Source organism: Rathayibacter sp. AY1A2, assembly GCF_002930935.1.
Classification (GTDB): Bacteria; Actinomycetota; Actinomycetes; order Actinomycetales; family Microbacteriaceae; genus Rathayibacter.
The window spans coordinates 18,248-36,232 of record NZ_PSTP01000011.1 but is presented as its reverse complement, the minus strand read 5'-3'; the positions used below and the strand labels follow the sequence as shown (position 1 = coordinate 36,232).

Below are 17,985 nucleotides of genomic sequence, written 5' to 3'. Positions count from 1 at the left end.
TCTGCCGCAGAGCCTCTCGCGCAGGCGGGTCGTCTTCGCCACTCGATACCCGCGAGCGTGGCCCGGAAGCCTGCAGGGGACCGCTCGGGCCTGAGAGAGGAGGGTGAGGCTCTCGTCGTCGGAGCACGGCCGAAGGCCCGCCCCTCCGTCAGGGGCGGACCTTCGCTGCCTTCAGTTGGACTCGCAGGCGAGCCCGTCGTCGTCCCTGTCGAGCCCGGCGACATCGCCGTAGTACGGGTAGTACAGGTCGAAGTACCGCTGAGCTGAGGCCTGGTCCGGGAAGTCGTCGCAGTTCACGGCGTCGCCGGGATAAGCAGGTCGTCCCGGGCCGGGCGCCGGTGCCGGCGCCGGCGCCGGCGCCGCGGCCTGCGTGCTCGCCCAGAGTGCGCGGCCCTGCGGCGAGTAGATCACCAGGTTGCCGTCGTTCTGCATGACCATCCGGGAGCCCGGGCTGCCCGCCGTGCCGGACTGCCAGCGCGCTCCGCCGGAGCCCGCGTAGACCACGGCGTTGCCGTCGGACTGCATCTCGAGCCGGTTGCCGCCTCCGGACGTGCCGGCCGCCCAGCGGGCCGAGCCGCGCGAGTACACGACGAGGTTGCCGTCGCCCTGCATGACCGCCTCGCTCCCTCCGTCTGAGGAGCGCAGCAGCTGTCCGGACGTGAGCCGGCTCCCGGAGGAGAGGGTGTCCCGGACGGCGGGCGCGGGCGGCGCCGGAGGGGTGTCGCTCGCCCACAGCGCGCGGCCCGAGGCGGAGTAGACGACCAGGTTGCCGTCGTTCTGCATCTGCAGGCGGGATCCCGGGTTGCCCGCCGTACCCGAGGCCCAGAGGGGTCGGCCCGAGGCGGAGGTGACCACGGCGTTGCCGTCGGACTGCATCGAGAGCGTCTCGCCCTCGCCCTGGGTGCCGGCGCCCCAGCGGACGTCCCCCCGCGAGTAGACCGCGAGATTGCCGTCGCCCTGCAGGGAGGCGCGCGACCGGCCGTCCGGCGAGGTGAGCTGCTGTCCCCGGCTGAGCCGCGAGCCGGAGGAGAGGACGTCGCGGATCTCGGGCGCGCGCGAGGTCGAGCTCGCCCAGAGCGGCCGTCCGGAGGCGGCGGTGATCACCAGGTTGCCGTCGTTCTGCATCCGCATCCGCGCGCCCGGGTTCCCGGGCGTTCCCGCCTGCCAGCGCACGCCGGACCCGGGGGCCGAGACCACCGCGTTCCCGTCGGTCTGCATCGCGAGGCGGTTGCCCGCTCCGGAGGTGACGGAGCTCCAGCGCGGCGATCCGTCCACGTAGACGACGAGATTGCCGTCGCTCTGCATCACGGCGCGCGAGCGGCCGTCCGAGGCGGTCAGCTGCTGTCCCGGAGAGAGCTCGCGCCCGCTGTCGAGGACGTCGGCGATCGGCTCCGGCTCGGGCTCCTGCTCGTCGGCCGAGGACCAGGCCGTGTCCCCGTTCGGGCGGACGAGCACGAGCTGCCCGTCGTCCTGGATGAGGGCGAGCGCGCCGGTCTCTCCCGCGGTCCCGGACGCCCAGACGGGCGTGCCGGAGCCGGTCACGACGACGAGGTTGCCGTCCTCCTGCATCCGCACCGTGGTCGCACCGGTGCCCTGGGTCCTGGTGCTCCAGACGGGGCGGCGCCCGGCGTCGTAGATCACGGCGTTGCCGTCCGCCTGCATCTCGAAGCTCGCGGAGTCTCCGTTCGAGAAGATGCGCTCTCCCGCGTCGAGCGAGTCGCCGCCGAGGAGGGCGTTCGTGTAGGTCTGCGATCCGCGCGCCTCTGCGGGCGGAGTCTCCCCCGGGACGAAGGCGGTCGGAGTCTCGGCGACGGCCTGCGTCGCGAGGGCGGACGGCGCCAGAGCGGCGGAACCGCCCGCGGCGAGCAGGCAGGCGAGGGTCATCGCCGCGAGGCGATGAGGAGGTCGTGGCACGGAGAGCCCTTTCGGAGTCGGCGGCGGCGGAAGCCGGGGTCGAGCGGAGCCTGGCACGCGCTCGCCACGGCCGTCCATCCGGGCCGCGCGGAACTACTCAGCCGGAGCGGGCCGATCCGCGCCGGGGGCGCGGGCGCCGCCTCCGGACCACGGAGCCTCCGGCCGGCTCGCGCGCCCCGGTCGGGGGCGGCGGCGATCGACGCGGATCGACGGAGGACGTGCTCCCACGGCCGGAGCGCACCCCGCGCCGGCGCCCCGGGAGGCGGCTCGGACCTCCCGCGGCACGGAGGAGGTCCCCGTTCCTCCTAAAATCGGAGGCATGTCGAAAGTGTTGAGCAGTCTGCCCGTGGGCGAGCGTGTCGGAATCGCATTCTCAGGAGGCCTCGACACATCCGTCGCCGTCGCCTGGATGCGCGAGAAGGGCGCGGTGCCCTGCACGTACACGGCCGACATCGGCCAGTACGACGAGCCCGACATCGAGAGCGTCCCGTCCCGCGCGGCCCAGTACGGCGCCGAGATCTCGCGCCTCGTCGACGCGAAGAGCGCGCTGGTCGAGGAGGGGCTCGTCGCCCTGCAGTGCGGCGCCTTCCACATCCGCTCCGGCGGCAAGACCTACTTCAACACCACCCCCCTCGGCCGCGCCGTGACCGGCACCCTCCTCGTCCGCGCCATGCGCGAGGACGGCGTCGACATCTGGGGCGACGGCTCGACCTACAAGGGCAACGACATCGAGCGGTTCTACCGCTACGGCCTGCTCGCCAACCCCCGCCTGCGCATCTACAAGCCCTGGCTCGACGTGCAGTTCGTCAACGAGCTCGGCGGCCGCACCGAGATGTCGGAGTGGCTGGTCGCCCGCGGCTTCCCCTACCGCGACGCCACCGAGAAGGCCTACTCGACCGACGCCAACATCTGGGGCGCCACCCACGAGGCCAAGCGCCTCGAGGAGCTCTCCAGCGGCCTCGAGCTCGTCGAGCCGATCATGGGGGTCGCGTCGTGGCGCGACGAGGTCGAGATCGCCTCCGAGGTCGTCTCGGTGCGCTTCGAGGCCGGCCGTCCCGTCGCGCTGAACGGCGTCGAGTTCTCGGACGCCGTCGCGCTCGTGCTCGAGGCGAACGCGATCGGCGGACGCCACGGGCTCGGCGTCTCGGACCAGATCGAGAACCGGATCATCGAGGCCAAGAGCCGCGGCATCTACGAGGCCCCCGGCATGGCGCTGCTGCACATCGCCTACGAGCGCCTGCTGAACGCGATCCACAACGAGGACACCGTCGCGCAGTACCACTCGGAGGGCCGCCGTCTCGGCCGCCTGATGTACGAGGGCCGCTGGCTCGACCCGCAGTCGCTGATGCTGCGCGAGTCCATCCAGCGCTGGGTCGGCTCGGCCGTCTCCGGGGAGGTCACCCTGCGACTGCGCCGCGGCGACGACTACACGATCCTCGACACGACCGGCCCCGCGCTGAGCTACCACCCCGACAAGCTCTCGATGGAGCGGGTCGGCGACGCCGCCTTCGGCCCCGAGGACCGCATCGGGCAGCTCACGATGCGCAACCTCGACATCGCCGACTCCCGCTCGCGGCTCGAGCAGTACGCGGCCGCCGGCCTCGTCGGCGGTCCGACCGCCGAGCTCGTCGGCGAGCTCGAGATCGGCGAGGCCGACGCGATCACCGAGGGCGGCGGGTCCGCAGCGGCCGATGCGCTCGGACGCGCCACCGACCTGGCCTCGGAGGGTGCGGCGTTCGACGCCGGCACCGACTGACCCCGCCCGTCCGACGCCCCCGCGCGCATCCGTCCCACCGGGACGCGAGGCGCACGGGGGCGTCGTGCTGTGCGGGCCGACCCGGCGCGCCGGGTGCGAGGGCGGGCCCGGCGCGAGAGCGGTGCTCCGGCGTTCGTCGCGACGGCCGTCAGGGCGCGGAGGATCGGACGAGCGCGAGCGCGGCGTCCACGGTGGCGAGCGACTGCGCCGGATCGACGCGGGCCAGCACGAGCGCGGCCACCAGGAGCGACACGAGGACGTCCGCCTGAGCCGACGCCCACGCCTGCGCGTGGGGCCAGCGGGCCAGCGCTCCGGCGCGCAGTGCGCCCAGCAGCTCGGCCCGGTAGTCGGCGATCACCTCGCGCACGGCGTCGTCGCGCGCGATCGGCGCGCCCGCGGCGTTGAGCAGCAGGCAGCCGCTCCTCGCGGAGAGCGTGCGGGAGTCGGCGAGCGCCGCCCGCAGCCCGGTGAAGTACTCCTCGAGCGCCGTCGGCGACGCCCCTCGCGGATCGACGAGCGGGGCGAGCCGGGGCCGCACCACCTCGTCGAGGTAGCTCTGCACGGCAGCGTCGAAGAGCCCGCGCTTGCTGCCGAAGGCGTGGTAGAGGCTGGAGCGGCGCAGTCCTGTCGCGGACTCCAGGTCCGGGAGCGACGCCTCCTCGAAGCCGCTCTCCCAGAAGACGGCGCGGGCGGCGCGGACGACCTGCTCGGTGTCGAAGCCCTGCGTGCGACCCACGGTGCTCCTCCTGAGGGGTGACAGCTGCGGCGCCGCACTGGCGCGGACCGCTCGCTCCAGTATATTGTGGACTGGTCGTTACACAATCGGTGCGGAGCCCTCCGCATCACGACCATCGCCTGGAGGCCCGCCGTGATCGTTCTCGGACTGGTGCTCGCCGCTCTCGCCGCGGCGCTGCACGTCTACATCTTCGTGCTCGAGTCGGTCCTCTGGACGACCTCGCGCGCCCGATCGACGTTCGGCACGACCGCCGGCGAGGCGGAGGCGACGAAGGAAATGGCCTACAACCAGGGCTTCTACAACCTCTTCCTCGCCGTCGTCACCGTGGCGGGCATCGTCGCCGTCGCGATCGGCGCCACCGCCGTCGGCGCGGCCCTCGTGTTCGTCGGCGCCGGATCGATGGTCGCCGCAGCACTCGTCCTGCTCCTCTCCGCTCCGACCAAGCGCCGCGCCGCGCTGACCCAGATGACCCCGGGTCTGCTCGCGGTGATCGCTCTCGCCGTCGGCCTCTCACTCTGATCCCCTCCGCTCCACCACCACGAAAGGTCCTATGAGCACCGTCACCAGCACCCAGATCCAGCTCGTCCGCCGCCCCGACGGCTGGCCCGTCGCCGAGGACTTCCGGACCGCGACCGTCGAGTACGGCGATCCGGCCGCGGGCGAGATCCGCGTCGAGAACGCCTTCCTCTCGGTCGACCCCTACATGCGCGGCCGCATGAACGACGTGAAGAGCTACACCCCGCCCTTCGCCCTCGGCGAGACCATGACCGGCGGTGCCGTCGGCCGGGTGACCGTCTCCGACGACCCCGCGTTCCCCGTCGGCAGCGCGGTCCTGCACCAGCTCGGCTGGCGCGACGTCGTGCAGGCCGATTCGTCGCAGTTCCGCGTCGTCCCCGAGATCCCCGGAGTGCCGCTCTCGCTCCGCCTCGGCATCCTCGGGATGACCGGACTCACCGCGTACGTCGGGCTCACCGCCATCGCGGGCATGAAGGAGGGCGACACCGTCTTCGTCTCGGGCGCCGCGGGAGCCGTCGGCTCGGCCGCCGGTCAGATCGCGCGCCTCCTCGGAGCCGAGCGGGTCGTCGGATCCGCGGGCTCGGCCGAGAAGGTCGCCCTGCTCACCGAGAAGTACGGCTACGACGCCGCCTTCGACTACCACTCCGGCCCGGTCCGCGAGCAGCTGGCCGAGGCCGCGCCCGACGGGATCGACGTGTACTTCGACAACGTCGGCGGCGACCACCTCGAAGCGGCCCTCGACGCCTTCCGCGACGGCGGCCGCGCGGCGCTCTGCGGAGCGATCGCCGGCTACAACAGCACCGAGAAGACGCCCGGCCCCGACAACATGGCGAACATCATCACCCGCGGTCTCACGCTGCGCGGATTCACGCTGTCCGGCTACCTCGACCACGCGCCGGAGTTCAACCGGCTGATGGCCGGCTGGTTCGCCGACGGAGAGATCGCCTACGACGAGACCGTCGTCGACGGCATCGACCACGCCGTGGACGCGTTCCTCTCGATGATGAGCGGCGGCAACACCGGGAAGATGGTCGTCCGCGTCTAGCGCCGACCCCGGTGCGGCGGGCGCGAGGAGGGGCACCTCCGGACGCCCGCCGCATCGGTCCTCCGCCTCCCTGTCCGGGATCTCCGAGCATGCTCGCGGATCCGCGGGGCCGTTCGGTCCGGGCGGTGGCAGACTGCGGACATGAGCACGTTCTCGCACCGGACCGGCGCCTCCGCGCCGGCAGCAGCAGCACTCGTCCTCGTCCTCTCCGGCTGCGCGGGCAGCGGCGGAGCCCCGTCCGCGCGGACGCCGCTCCCGACGCCGACCGCGACCGCGACCCCGACGTCTTCGCCGACTCCCGCTGCGACGCCGACTCCCACCGTGACCGTGACGGTCACGGCGACCCCCGAGCCCTCGTCGACCGGTTCTCCCGCCGCGGATCCGGCGGCGGCGCGCTGCACGGGCTCCGACCTGACGATGGAGTACCGCCCCGACCCCGACGCGTCGGGTGCCGGGAACAGCGCCTTCGACCTCGTGCTCACCAGCACCTCCTCCTCCGACTGCGCTCTCGCGGGAATCCCCGGCGTCTACGCGACCGACGCCGACGGGAACCGGATCAGCGCGGTCGCCGACGCGTCCGGCCCGAACCCCGACGCTCCCGTGATCCTCGTCCCGGGCGCCCGGGCGGACGTCCGGGTCGCCTGGCACTCCCCCGGCGCCTACGGCTGCACGGTCGGGACCTCCGCGTACCTCGTCGCCGAGGTCCTCGACGCCCCGGACGGCGCGGTCCGCGCCCCCGCCGAGCTCCAGGTGTGCACCGACGGCACCGTGATGATGGACGCCTCCGCCTACACGCTGCTCTGAGCCCTCCCCGAGCGCGCACACCTCCCGCGCGGCCCGCTCGCCGGGCGCGACCCCTTGACCGGGCGCGGCGCAACCGGGACCCTCGCACTACACGTCCCCACCCCACCCCGGAGGTCACCATGAAGGTCGGCTCACTCGTTCTCCGTCTCGCCGTCGGCGGGCTCTTCGTCGGACACGGTCTGCAGAAGCTGCGGGGCTCGTTCGACGGCCCCGGCCTCGACGGCACCGAGCAGATGATGTCGAGCCTGGAGATGCACCCGGCCCGGCGCAACGCCGTCGCCGCAGCGGTGACCGAGACGGCCGGAGGCGCCGCCCTCGCCCTCGGCGCCGCGACTCCGCTCGCCGCCGCCGGACTCGTCGCCACGATGGTCACCGCCGTGCGCAAGGTGCACTGGAGCAACGGCCTGTGGAACGCGGGCGGCGGGTGGGAGTACAACGCCGTCCTCGTCGCGGCGACGGCCGCGATCGTCGCGGACGGCCCCGGCGCGCTCTCGTTCGACGCCCTGATCGGCAAGCGCAAGTGGGGAGCCGGCTGGGCGCTGGTCGCCCTGGTCGGCGGAGCGGCTGCGTCGACCGCCCTGATCGAGGCCGGCCGACGCGCCGCGCCGGTCGGAGCGGGCACCTCCGGCTCCGACGACGGCGAGTCGGACGACGACGGCGCCGACTCGACCGCCTCGTAGCCCCGCTCCCCGCACTGTGCGGGCGCGGTAGCGTCGGAGGCGTGATCGAGACACGCGCCTCCGACCCCGACCGCCCCGAGACCGACGCGCTCGCCCTCTGGCTCGCGGCGGTCGAGCGCCTCGACGCTCAGGACGACCCGGACGGCGTCGTCGAGCGGATGCGCGTCCTCGCAGCCCGCTACCCGGGACACGACGGAGTCGCCGCTTTCGAGCTGGGCGGCGGCCTCGACAGCGCGGGACACGGGGCGGAGGCGGCGGTCGAGTACGAGCGCGCCCTCGCCGCCGGCCTGGATGACGAGCGGCGGGCGCGGTTGACGATCCAGTACGCCTCGACACTCCGGAACCTCGGCCGCACCGATGAGGCGATCGACCTCCTCGCCGGCGCCGCCGCGCACCCCGCGGTGGGCTCCGCGCGGGAGGTGTTCCTCGCGCTCGCCCTGCACAGCGCCGGGCGCGTCGACGAGGCCCTGCGGATCGCGCTGGAGGCGCTGGCTCCGGGGCTCCCCCGGTACCAGCGCTCCGTCCGCGCCTACGCCGCCGCCCTCACCGACTCCGAGCAGTAGCGCGGGCGGCTCCTCCACACGGAGGCTCGGCGCGGCGAGCGCCGAGGCCTTCGGGGCGACGGCGCCGACTCAGTCCTCGAGCAGGATCGCGTCGATCTGCCCCATCGCCTGGCGGAGTCCCTCCTCCATGCCCATCTGGACCATCTGCTCGAGCTGCTCGACCGACTCGAAACGGCTGCTGAGGACCATCCGCGTGCGCCCCGGCTCGATCTCGTCGAGGGTGACCGTGGCCCGGGTGATCCCCAGCGCGTCGACCGGGTCGCCGCGCTCGTCGGCGAAGCCGTCCTCGAACTCGAACCGCGTCGGCTCCTCCACCCGGGTCACGCGCCACCAGCCGCGCGCCTGCTCGCCGTCCGGTCCCGTCATGACGTAGGCGCTCCGTCCGCCCTCGACCGGCTCGTGCCGCTCGAAGGTCGCCGGCCAGGTCGGCGGCCCCCACCAGCGCTCGAGGCGGCGCGGATCCGTCCAGAGGAGCCAGACGCGCTCGATCCGCGCGTCGAACTCGGCGGTCACGGTCAGGGTCAGTTCCTCGATGTCCTTCACGGACTGCAGCACGCTCATCGCGCCTCTCCCTCCAGCAGATCCCGCGCGCCGGTCGGCTCGCGGGTGTCACTCCTCGTCGAGGAGGTCCGACATGCGGTCGATCCTCCCCGCCCACAGCTGCTCGTAGGCGTCGAGCAGGCGCGACGCCCGCCGCACTGCGGCGACCTCGCCCTGCACCAGCTGCTCCCGCCCCCTCCTCCGCTTGCGGACGAGTGCCGCCCGCTCGAGGACGGCCACGTGCTTCTGCACCGCCGCGAACGACATCTCGTAGCGCGCCGCGAGTGCGGAGACGGACTGCTCGCCGACCAGCACCCGGGCGACGATGTCGCGGCGGGTGCTGTCGGCCAGCGCCCGGAAGAGCAGGTCGATGTCGGCGTCCATTCGTACAACCATGTGGTTGCACATTAGGGCCGTCCCCTCCCCCGCGCAAGAGCATCCGTCTCCGGGACGAGCGCACCGGCCGGCGCCCGACCTCAGGCGCTCGCGGCGTCGAGCGCCTCGGCAGCGGCCGCGAGCACCCAGTCCGGCAGGGGGCGGGCCGCGAACAGCGAGGCGTAGAGCCGGGCCATCGAGTCGTCGGGGTCGAGCCGCAGCGCCTCGTCGAGGTGGAGCCCGGCGAGGCTCGAGACACCCCTCGCCCACCAGCACCACGCGAGAACGGTGAGCACGGAGGAGCGCGCCTCCTCCGGCGCCAGCGCGGCGGCGCGGGCGAGGAGCCCGGTCGCCCGCGCCAGACGGCCGCGCTCCGGAGCACGCCCGCTGCCGAGCAGCAGGGCCGACAGCTCGAGGTCGTGGTCGTCGTCCGTTCCGGCGCGGGCGTCGCCCACCGCGCCGGGCGGCACTCCCACTCCTGCCTGCGGGCTCCGCGCGATCTGCACGGTCACCCGGTCGCGGAGGGGCGGCGACTGCAGGGTCCGCACGATCAGTCCTTCGCGGCGGACGTCCCGCGGTCCACTGAGCCAGCGCTCGACGAGCCGTTCCGTGTCGCCGACCAGGGGCGGCCGGCGGAGCACCTCCGCGACGAGCGCGCGATCCTCCTCGGCGACCGGCGGCAGCACGGAGAGCGCGTCCATGTCCAGTGGCTCGTCGGCCACCGCTCGGGCGAGGACGCCGGTCTCGCTCCGCTCGATCTCGAGGAGCGGACGTGGCCTGCGGCACTCCTCGGCGTCCGTGTAGCGCCCCCATCCGTCGGCGGCGATGCAGGCCACGGCGATGATGTCCAGGCGCGTGCGCTCCAGGCGCCGGAGCACCGCGTGGCCGAGGTCGAGATGCGGGATCCCCCGCTCCTCGGCGTAGCCCGCACGGGTGCAGACCACCACCAGCACACCGGTGGCCCGCGGCATCGTCTCCATCATGGCCGCGCAGCCGCCCGCCAGCGCCTCCGCCTCCATCCCGCGCAGCGTCTCCGGGAGCGGGATCCGGAAGCCTCCCCCGGCGCGCGTGCCGAGGAACGGCACCACCACGACGGACTCCTCCGGTCGGATGCCGATGATGGAGGGGACGGCCGCCAGGAGGTCCTGGATCGCGCTCGCCCGCAGGACTTCGGGATCGCGGCGGCGGGACGGAGGAGCAGGGGTTCGCTGTGTGGATGTCATGTCCGACACCCTGCTCGCGTCGCCGGCGGCGCGAGATCCCGCCGGCCCGGACCGGGGAGAACCGGAGCGGATCGGCGCCTGTGGAGGAGCGCTCGGGGCCGGCGGCTCAGCCGGCCGCGGGAGCCCGCAGCACCTTCGCCATCGGCCGTCCCTTCGCGATCTCGTCGATCAGCTTGTCGAGGTACCGGATGCGCTGCATCAGCGGATCCTCGATCGTCTCGACCCGCACGCCGCAGATCACCCCCGTGATCGCCGAGGCCTGCGGAGGCAGGCGCGCCGCCGCGAAGAACTCCTCGAAGGTCGTCCTGCTCTCGAGGTGCCGGGCCAGCTCCTCGTCCGAGAAGCCTGTGAGCCAGCGGACCGCCTCGTCGACCTCCTCCCTCGTCCGGCCCTTGCGCTCCGCCTTCGCCACGTAGAGGGGGTGCACGTCGGCGAACGCCACAGAGAAGATCCTGCTCATGGCCGGGAAGCGTACTCGCGCGACGCCGGGCGCGGCAGAGGGGCCCGCCCCGCTATCCTCCCCAATGGCCCTCGCGCCTCCATACCGCAGCCCACAGAGAGAACCACCGTGAGCCTCCTCCGCACCAAGTCCGTCGAGCAGTCGATCGCCGACACCGATGAGCCCGAGTACAAGCTCAAGAAGTCGCTGACCGCGCTCGATCTCACGGTCTTCGGCGTCGGAGTCGTCATCGGCGCCGGCATCTTCACCCTCACCGGCCGCGCCGCCCACGACATCGCCGGACCGGCGATCGTCCTGAGCTTCGTCGTCGCCGCCTTCGCCTGCGCCCTCGCGGCCATGTGCTACGCCGAGTTCGCCTCCACGGTCCCGGTGTCGGGCTCCGCCTACACCTTCTCCTACGCCTCCCTCGGCGAGCTCTTCGCCTGGATCATCGGCTGGGACCTGATCCTCGAGCTGTTCCTCGGAGCGAGCGTGGTCGCGCAGGGGTGGAGCGCGTACCTCGGGTCGCTGCTGCAGCAGCTGGGAGTGACTCTCCCGCCGGCGCTCACCTACGGCGGCGTGGTCGACGTGCCGGCGATCCTGCTCGTCCTCGTGCTCGGCGCGCTGATGACCTTCGGGATCAAGGAATCGCTGCGCGTCAACCTGGTGCTCGTCGCGATCAAGCTGTTCATCGTCCTGTTCGTCATCATCGCGGGCCTGCAGTTCGTCAACACAGCCAACTACACGCCGTTCGTCCCCGCCGCCGAGCCCTCGCAGTCCGCGTCCGGTCTGACCCAGCCGCTGCTCCAGTTCCTCTCGGGCATCGAGCCGGCCACGTTCGGGGTCGGCGGCATCATCGCCGGCGCCTCCCTGGTGTTCTTCGCCTACATCGGGTTCGACGTCGTCGCGACGACCGCGGAGGAGACCCGCCGCCCCCAGCGCGACCTGCCCATCGGCATCATCGCGTCGCTGATCATCTGCACGGTCCTGTACTGCGCCGTCGCCCTCGTCGTGACCGGCATGGTCCCCTACCGCGAGCTCGACCCGTCGGCCGCGCTCGCCAACGCGTTCGCCTACCACGGGCAGACCTGGATGGCGACGGTCATCTCGGCCGGCGCCGTCGCCGGTCTGACCACCGTCGTGCTGACGCTGCTGATCGGAGCGACGCGCATCATCTTCGCGATGGCGCGCGACGGACTCCTCCCCCGGCGCCTGGCCACCGTCCACCCGCGCCTGCGCACGCCGTGGTTCACCTCCGTGGTCGTGACCATCGTCGTCGCGCTGCTCGCCGGGCTCACTCCGATCGGCGTGCTCGAGGAGATGGTCAACATCGGCACGCTCTCGGCGTTCGTGCTGGTCTCGGTCGGCGTCGTGGTGCTGCGCCGCAAGCGGCCCGACCTGAAGCGCGGCTTCCGGGTCCCGCTGAACCCGTGGCTCCCGCTCCTCTCCGCCCTGATCTGCACCTACCTGATGCTCAACCTCTCGATCGAGACCTGGCTGCGCTTCCTGATCTGGCTGGCCGTGGGCTTCGCGATCTACTTCGCCTACTCGCGCAGCCACGCGAAGATCGGCACGAAGCCCTAGGGGGCCAGGCCCACCTTCGGCCTGGCCCAGGAGCGTCCGCGCGTGTCCTTGAGGATGTCGTACTCCACCTCGACGTGCGGCTCGATCGCGCTGTACTTGTCGTTCGGGGCGCCGATCACGAGCTGGAAGCCGAGACCGCGCCACGCACCGATCGCCCGCTTGGTGAAGTGGGCGTCGGCCTTGATCAGCGCCTCGTCCATGAAGACCGGGGCGTACCGGGGGCGGTCGGCTCCCGCGTCGCCGAGCTGGTAGCGCAGCGCCGCTCCGACGATGAAGGCGATCAGCTCCTGCGACTCCCCGCCGGACTTCTCGCCGATGTGGTCGTACAGCGCCACGTGCGCTCGGGTGACGGCGTCCACGCGCTCGGCGCTGACCCGGACGTGGTTGCGGACGTCGACGAGGTCGCCGAAGTCGGGCGCGGTGCGCCGCAGCCGCTGGATGAGCCGGGACATCCGCCGGTAGACCTGCTCGCGCTCCTCCTCCGCGGACACGGCCTGGATCTGCGCGCGCACCTCGCGGAGCTCGCGGCGGAAGCGACGGCGCACCTCCGACTGGTTCTCGCGCGTCGTGATCTGCAGGCGGTGGCCGTCGTCGTAGAACGGCAGATCCTGCATGATCACGTTGATCGGCTCGATCCGCTCGCGGATCTCTCGCAGCGAGCGGCCGAGCGTGGAGTCGAAGCTCGTGAGGTCGTTGCCGGAGAGCGTGAGCAGGCTGTCGCGCCACTCGGCCTCGAGCCGGTGCAGGCCGCTGGTCTCGAGGGCGTCGAGCAGCCGCTCGAAGTCGCCCGCGGACGCCTCGGGGTCCGCGAGCAGGTTGGGGTTCGGCCAGCGGTCGAGGAAGCCGGCCATGATCCGGCCGGCGCTCTCGCGCTGCTGCTCGTGCGCCTCGGCCGCGGAGCGGCGGTCCTCCGCCAGTCGCTGCGCTGCCGTGGCGAGCGCTGCGTCGAAGCGGACCAGGACGTCCGAGGCGCTGCCGGACGCCGCGGCCTCGGTCAGCGTGAACCGGGCGTCCAGGAAGGCGCGCTGGTCGTCGTCGAGCTCGCGTCCTGCGCGCTCCGCCGCATCGAGAACCGCCTGGCTCGCGTCGACGTCGTCGACCACGACGGCCCACTCCGCCTCGATCCGCTCGCGCTCCACACCGGCGCGGGCGATCTCCTGGCGGAGGCGCTCGAGGCGGCCGCGCAGCCCGTCGATCTGCTCCTGCAGCCCGGCGAGCTCGGGGTTCGCCTCCGCAGCCTCGGCGCCGACCGCCTCCCAGCGCTCCTGCTCGGCGAGCAGCGACTCGACGTCGACCGTCTCCCAGCTCACCAGCGCGAGGCGGGCGTGACGCGTCATCCGGTCGTCGAGTGCATCGAGGGATTCCTCCGCCGCCGACGCCGCCGAGACCGCCGCCGCGCTGCGGGCCCGGGCCGCCTCGACCAGGGCGTTCAGCTCGCGGAGTCGACGGGAGTTGGAGAAGCCGAGGACGTTCGCGGCGCCGTGGCCGCCGTGCGCACCGCGCTGCCCCTGCGAGAGCTGACCGGTGAGGGTCAGGGCGAGCCGGTGGCGTCCGAGCTCCGCAGCGCTGTCGACGCACACGTAGCCGAAGCGGTCCTCGAGCCGGTCCTGCAGCCAGCCGGTGAAGGCGGTGGCGCGGTAGTCGAGGCGCCCGGGGAGCGTCTGCGGGTCGAGGCCCCGCACCTCCTCGAGCCCGGTCTCCACGCCCTCGTAGCGGAGCCGGACCGGGAGCCGGAGGGAGTCGATGGCGCGGCGGAAGCGGTCGAGGTGGGCGGAGTCGATCATCAGCGTCGTCGCGAAGCCGCCGAGGGCGAGCGTGAACGCCTCGCGCCAGGGCTCGAACTCGGCACGCACCTCGACCAGCTCGCCGACGAAGGGCAGGTCGTCGGCGGTGAGGCCGGCTGCCTCCGCGATCCGCTCCCGCGCCTCGTGCAGAGGCCGGGGGATGCTGTCCCGACGGTCCGAGGCCGAGCGCTGCTCCGCCTCGAGCTCGGCGAGCTCGCGCGCCGCGGCCTTCCGCTCGGCGACCGCGTCCGACCAGGCCGCACGGGTGCTGCGCTTGGCGTCGGCCGCGCTCGCCGCCCGGGCGAGCACCGCCTCGAACCGCTCGCGGGTGGTCTCCGGCTCGCCGAGAGCGTGCAGGTCCTCCTCGAGCCGGGCGCGGTTCTCGCGCGCCGCGCCCAGCCGCCGCTCCACCTCGCGGAGCTCGCGCTGGGCCGTCTCGAGGCGGTCGCCGCCGGAGGCCCGCAGCACCTCGGCGAGCCCGTCCCGCTCCGACTCCGCCGCCTCGGCGAGGGCTCGCTTCTCGCGGAGCACGGCGTCGACGGCGCGGGTGCGCTCGCGCAGCTCGGCCTCGACGTCGCGCAGCAGGCCGAGGCGCTGCTCAGCGCGCCACAGAGCCGCCGGCGACACCGGGGCATCGAACTCCCCGAGTGCGTCGATGAGGCGCACGCGCTCCGCGGACGCGGCGATGCGCAGGCGCAGGCCCCGCAACGGCTCGAGTGCCGCGACCTGCTGGCGCGCGGTGAGCATCCGCTGCCGGGTGCTCTCGAGCTCGTCGAAGTGGGCGACGACCGCGTCGGCGGAGGCCAGGGTCTCGGGCTCCTCGAGCACGAGCCGCTTGTAGAGGTCGTCGACGGTCGTGATCTGCTGACCGGCCTGGATGCGGGCGAGCAGGCTCATCGCCTTCGATCCGGCTCCCGCCGCTCCGATGCCGAGCACCGCGTGCAGACGCGCCGAGAACTCGCGATCGGTGCCGAGCGGATCCAGGCCCGCCGCGCGCAGCGACGCGTCGGAGAAGCGGTGCGCCGCCGCCCGGTCGAGCGCGGCGACGTCGACCGGGCCCTCGGCGCTCGCGCGGATCCGCACGGTCTCCTCGAGCACCCGGGAGCCGGCCGGGACGTACCAGGCGCGGACCGCGCTGAAGCGCGAGCCGTCGTGGTCGACCCAGGTCATCGCGACGGCGGTCCAGGTGTCGACTCCGTCGCCGCGCAGGACGCGCATGGTCGTGCCCTCGTCCGTGCGCGACTCGTCGAGCTTGCCGCGCGCGTAGGAGAGGATGTTGCGCTGGTCCTCGCCGCGCGGACGGCCCGTCACTCCGCCGTTCGAGGCGCCGTTGAACGGCGTGGTGTGCGGCATCATCAGGGCGATGTAGGCGTCCATCAGCGTGGACTTGCCGGAGCCGGAGCCGCCGCAGAGCAGTGTGGCCCCCGGCGAGAAGCGGACCCGGTGCGCGCCGTCGTAGCCGCCCCAGTTGACCAGCTGCAGGTCCTCGGCGAGCCACTGCTGACCGCGGGAGGCGGCGGGGATCAGGCCGAAGAGGGTGTCGAGCATCGTCATCGGGGGTCGTCCTCCGGGTCGGGGGTGTCGTCGTCGGTCGGCTCGTCGTCCAGCGGCTCGTCGTCCGCGACATCGGCTCCGGGCAGGACGCCGTCCGTGGGCGGGTCCGCGTCCTCGTCGAGGCCGTCGCCCTCGAGCGCGTCGTCGTCCGCCTGCTCCGCGTCGTCCGAGCCGGGCTCCTCGGCGAGCGCCGCGTCTGCGACCACCGAGGAAGCGGCCTCGCCCGCCCGCCCGCGCAGCCAGTCGCTCAGCTCCCGCAGCTTCGGCGCGCTCAGCACGATCTCCACGATCGGGCTGATCCGGTACCGCCCTGCGGACTCCTCGTCGACGATGCCGTCGCGGCCGAGCCGCTCCAGCGCCTTGCGGACCATGCGCTGCCGGCGGGCGGTGTCGCGCTCGGCGTCGGCGAAGTAGCTGAGCACCGTCTGCTCGACCTCCTCGACGTCCACGCGCGCCGACGCCTCGCCGGCCGCCGACTCCCGCTGATGGACCGTGCGCAGGTGCACCAGCACCAGCGTCTCGGCGCGGGTGTAGGGGAGGTCGCGCAGCAGCACCGGCATCTCCACCTCGTCGGAGCGCACCTGCTGCTTGTAGGCGACCCCGCGCTCGTGGTCGACGACGAGCCGCACGAACAGGTCGTTCAGCCGCGACTCGATCAGCTGCCGGTGCTCCTGGAGCACGGCCCACTGCTCGCGGTGGCGGTCGGCGAGGAGGAAGCGGCGCTGCAGCACGTGCACGAGCACCCGGCGCACCTCGGTGTCGAGGACGCCGCGGTCGCCGGGGAAGAGCTCGTCGGGGTCCTCCTCCATCGACACGGGCGCGATGAACGGATCGGCGGCGGGCCCGTCGGTCGCCAGGGTGTCACTCATCGTCGGTCTCCTCCTCGGTGCGGGCGGTCACGGATCCGAAGGCGAAGCGGCGCACGGTCCCGTCGGGTCGGCGCGTGCTCACGACGGAGTAGCCCTCGCGGTCGACGAGGCCCGTCCGGTGCGCGATCTCGAGCAGCCCGAGCAGGTCGACGGGCCGTCGCGTGTCCTCCGGAGCCGCGCTGAACGCGTCCGCCAGATCGAACTCGTCGCCGAGCTCCGCCACGTAGGCCTCCAGCTCCGCGTAGCGGGGACCGCCCCAGGCCCGGCTGTCGTCGCCGACAAACTCGGCGTCGCCGTCGTCTCCGGCCAGGGGCGCCGGCCCGCCGGCCGGGCGCACGTCTCCCAGGGTCTGGCGCAGGTGGCCGATCCCGGCGACGGGCAGGTGCCGCAGCGGCGTGACCGGCGCGTCCGGCGAGATCCCGCCCGTCCACTCCTGGAGCCCCGCCATCACGTCGCGCAGCAGCTCGTCCACCTGGCGGTCGCGAGCGGGGTCGTGGGTGCGGACCTGGCCCGTGATGACGTGGGACGCGCGACGCTGCGCGGTCAGGACCTCCTGCACGCCCAGCTCCACCCGGCGGCCGATCGCGGCCAGCTCCCCGCGCTGGGCCGGGTCCATCAGGCGGGAGAACGGCTGCACGAGCACCGTGTGGAGCTGGTCGGCGAGCGCGTCGATCCGCTCGGGGTCGCCCAGGAGGCGGAGGGCTCCGGCGAACGCACGGCCCTCGCTGGTCGCCTGCATCACGTGCTGCCCGCGCTCGAGGTACTCCCGCAGCACCTCGCCGGTCGGGCGGACGTCGCGGCGCAGATCCGCGACCACGTCGCGCTGCATCGCCTTGATCGACTCCGCCACCCGCGCGAAGTCGGCCGGCAGCTCGCGGGCGAGGTGCACCACGTTCTCGGCCTCCTCCAGGAGCTGCTCGTCGTCGGCCGGCTCGAGACCGGCGCCCTCCTCGAGGGCGGCGATCTCGACGTCCAGGCGCGCCCGCTCCTCGCGGAGCCGCGAGAGCCGGGCCTCCGGGTCGGGCTCGACGTCCGCGGCCAGTCGCTCGACCGCCTCCAGCAGGGTGCGCACCCGCGAGTTCGAGACGCGCGTGCGGCCACCTCCGGTGCGCCCGGTGATCTCGAGGGCGCTCACGGCGTGGGCGCTCAGCCGGTAGACCTCGGCCTCGCCCTCGATCTGCGGCACGAGCCAGCCGACGCGGACCCAGTAGCGGCACACCTCGCGCGCCGTGCCGCTCGGCAGAGCGCGCTCGCCCTCGTCGTACCCGGCCGAGCGCAGCTCCTCGAGCAGCTCCCCCACCTCGGCGTGCGCGTCGGCGACCGCCACGGCCTGCCGGTCGACGGTGAACACGAGCGACAGGGCGGCGACGACGAACGGCGCGTAGCGGCCGTGGAGGAGATCGAGGGTCGGCGTCCGGAAGGCGCCGAGGGAGCGCAGGTAGGCGGCCTCGGCGCGGGAGTTCGACATCGCCCTCAAGGATAGGCGGCGGGCCGCCATCGCGCGGACGGGGCGCCAGGGGCCCTCCCGCTCGCGGACCCGACCTCCTCGGCCCGGCTCGATCCTCCGAGCGGCAGGCGGCAGCCGCTCCTCGCCGTTCCGCCG

16 protein-coding genes are annotated in these 17,985 nt (G+C 73.6%); 7 read left to right on the top strand and 9 right to left on the bottom strand.

Annotated features, from left to right (window positions below):
- Positions 1-171: 171 nt before the first annotated feature.
- The gene (locus C5B93_RS10615; protein ID WP_181068378.1) at positions 172-1,884 is read right to left on the bottom strand and encodes an excalibur calcium-binding domain-containing protein; all 1,713 of its coding nucleotides are present in this window, start codon (positions 1,882-1,884) and stop codon (positions 172-174) included.
- A 349-nt stretch (positions 1,885-2,233) separates the two neighbouring features.
- Here C5B93_RS10615 and argG point away from each other — a divergent pair, with 349 nt between their 5' ends.
- The gene (argG, locus tag C5B93_RS10610; protein ID WP_104222545.1) at positions 2,234-3,670 is read left to right on the top strand and encodes an argininosuccinate synthase; all 1,437 of its coding nucleotides are present in this window, start codon (positions 2,234-2,236) and stop codon (positions 3,668-3,670) included.
- Between the two features lie 148 nt (positions 3,671-3,818).
- Here argG and C5B93_RS10605 read toward each other — a convergent pair whose 3' ends face one another.
- Positions 3,819-4,406: a TetR/AcrR family transcriptional regulator gene (locus tag C5B93_RS10605; protein WP_104267416.1), complete on the bottom strand. Its 588-nt coding sequence runs from the start codon at positions 4,404-4,406 to the stop codon at positions 3,819-3,821.
- A gap of 132 nt (positions 4,407-4,538) precedes the next feature.
- Here C5B93_RS10605 and C5B93_RS10600 point away from each other — a divergent pair, with 132 nt between their 5' ends.
- From C5B93_RS10600 to C5B93_RS10575, 5 genes are all read left to right on the top strand, one after another.
- Positions 4,539-4,925, top strand: coding sequence for a DUF1304 domain-containing protein (locus C5B93_RS10600; RefSeq protein WP_104267417.1), 387 nt, complete (start codon positions 4,539-4,541; stop codon positions 4,923-4,925).
- 31 nt (positions 4,926-4,956) lie between these two features.
- Positions 4,957-5,967 carry an NADP-dependent oxidoreductase gene (locus C5B93_RS10595; protein WP_104292445.1) on the top strand — a complete coding sequence of 337 codons (1,011 nt, stop codon included), beginning with the start codon at positions 4,957-4,959 and terminating at the stop codon, positions 5,965-5,967.
- A 141-nt stretch (positions 5,968-6,108) separates the two neighbouring features.
- Entirely contained in the window at positions 6,109-6,771 is a 663-nt protein-coding gene (locus C5B93_RS10585; RefSeq protein WP_146078483.1) for a DUF4232 domain-containing protein, read from the top strand.
- Positions 6,772-6,890: 119 nt separating this feature from the next.
- Positions 6,891-7,451, top strand: a complete 561-nt coding sequence (locus tag C5B93_RS10580; RefSeq protein WP_104292442.1) for a DoxX family protein — start codon at positions 6,891-6,893, stop codon at positions 7,449-7,451.
- Positions 7,452-7,492: 41 nt separating this feature from the next.
- Positions 7,493-8,014 carry a tetratricopeptide repeat protein gene (locus C5B93_RS10575; protein WP_258068199.1) on the top strand — a complete coding sequence of 174 codons (522 nt, stop codon included), beginning with the start codon at positions 7,493-7,495 and terminating at the stop codon, positions 8,012-8,014.
- Between the two features lie 69 nt (positions 8,015-8,083).
- Here the strand turns inward: C5B93_RS10575 and C5B93_RS10570 are convergent, their stop codons facing one another.
- The 4 genes from C5B93_RS10570 to C5B93_RS10555 all read right to left on the bottom strand — a co-directional run bounded on the left by C5B93_RS10570 (position 8,084) and on the right by C5B93_RS10555 (position 10,612).
- The gene (locus tag C5B93_RS10570) at positions 8,084-8,575 is read right to left on the bottom strand and encodes an SRPBCC domain-containing protein (RefSeq protein WP_104292441.1); all 492 of its coding nucleotides are present in this window, start codon (positions 8,573-8,575) and stop codon (positions 8,084-8,086) included.
- Positions 8,576-8,623: 48 nt separating this feature from the next.
- Positions 8,624-8,950, bottom strand: coding sequence for a metalloregulator ArsR/SmtB family transcription factor (locus tag C5B93_RS10565; protein ID WP_104222609.1), 327 nt, complete (start codon positions 8,948-8,950; stop codon positions 8,624-8,626).
- Between the two features lie 80 nt (positions 8,951-9,030).
- Positions 9,031-10,152 (bottom strand): DUF4192 family protein, encoded by a 1,122-nt coding sequence (locus tag C5B93_RS10560; protein WP_104292440.1) that lies wholly within the window; start codon positions 10,150-10,152, stop codon positions 9,031-9,033.
- A gap of 106 nt (positions 10,153-10,258) precedes the next feature.
- Positions 10,259-10,612 (bottom strand): DUF2200 domain-containing protein, encoded by a 354-nt coding sequence (locus tag C5B93_RS10555; protein WP_104225408.1) that lies wholly within the window; start codon positions 10,610-10,612, stop codon positions 10,259-10,261.
- 108 nt (positions 10,613-10,720) lie between these two features.
- On the opposite strand from C5B93_RS10555, the gene C5B93_RS10550 reads away from it, so the two are divergent.
- Positions 10,721-12,175, top strand: a complete 1,455-nt coding sequence (locus tag C5B93_RS10550; protein WP_104292439.1) for an amino acid permease — start codon at positions 10,721-10,723, stop codon at positions 12,173-12,175.
- Here C5B93_RS10550 and C5B93_RS10545 read toward each other — a convergent pair.
- Genes C5B93_RS10545 through C5B93_RS10535 form a run of 3 tightly spaced genes read right to left on the bottom strand, consistent with a single transcriptional unit; the run spans position 12,172 to position 17,850 of the window.
- Positions 12,172-15,513: an ATP-binding protein gene (locus C5B93_RS10545; protein ID WP_104292438.1), complete on the bottom strand. Its 3,342-nt coding sequence runs from the start codon at positions 15,511-15,513 to the stop codon at positions 12,172-12,174. The genes C5B93_RS10550 and C5B93_RS10545 overlap by 4 nt on opposite strands.
- Complete coding sequence (locus C5B93_RS10540) at positions 15,510-16,382, bottom strand: DUF4194 domain-containing protein (RefSeq protein WP_104292437.1); 873 nt, start codon at positions 16,380-16,382, stop codon at positions 15,510-15,512. Before C5B93_RS10540 ends, C5B93_RS10545 begins: the two co-directional genes overlap by 4 nt.
- Positions 16,375-17,850, bottom strand: coding sequence for a DUF3375 domain-containing protein (locus tag C5B93_RS10535; RefSeq protein ID WP_104250726.1), 1,476 nt, complete (start codon positions 17,848-17,850; stop codon positions 16,375-16,377). The genes C5B93_RS10540 and C5B93_RS10535 overlap by 8 nt, the downstream gene beginning before the upstream one ends.
- Positions 17,851-17,985: the final 135 nt, after the last annotated feature.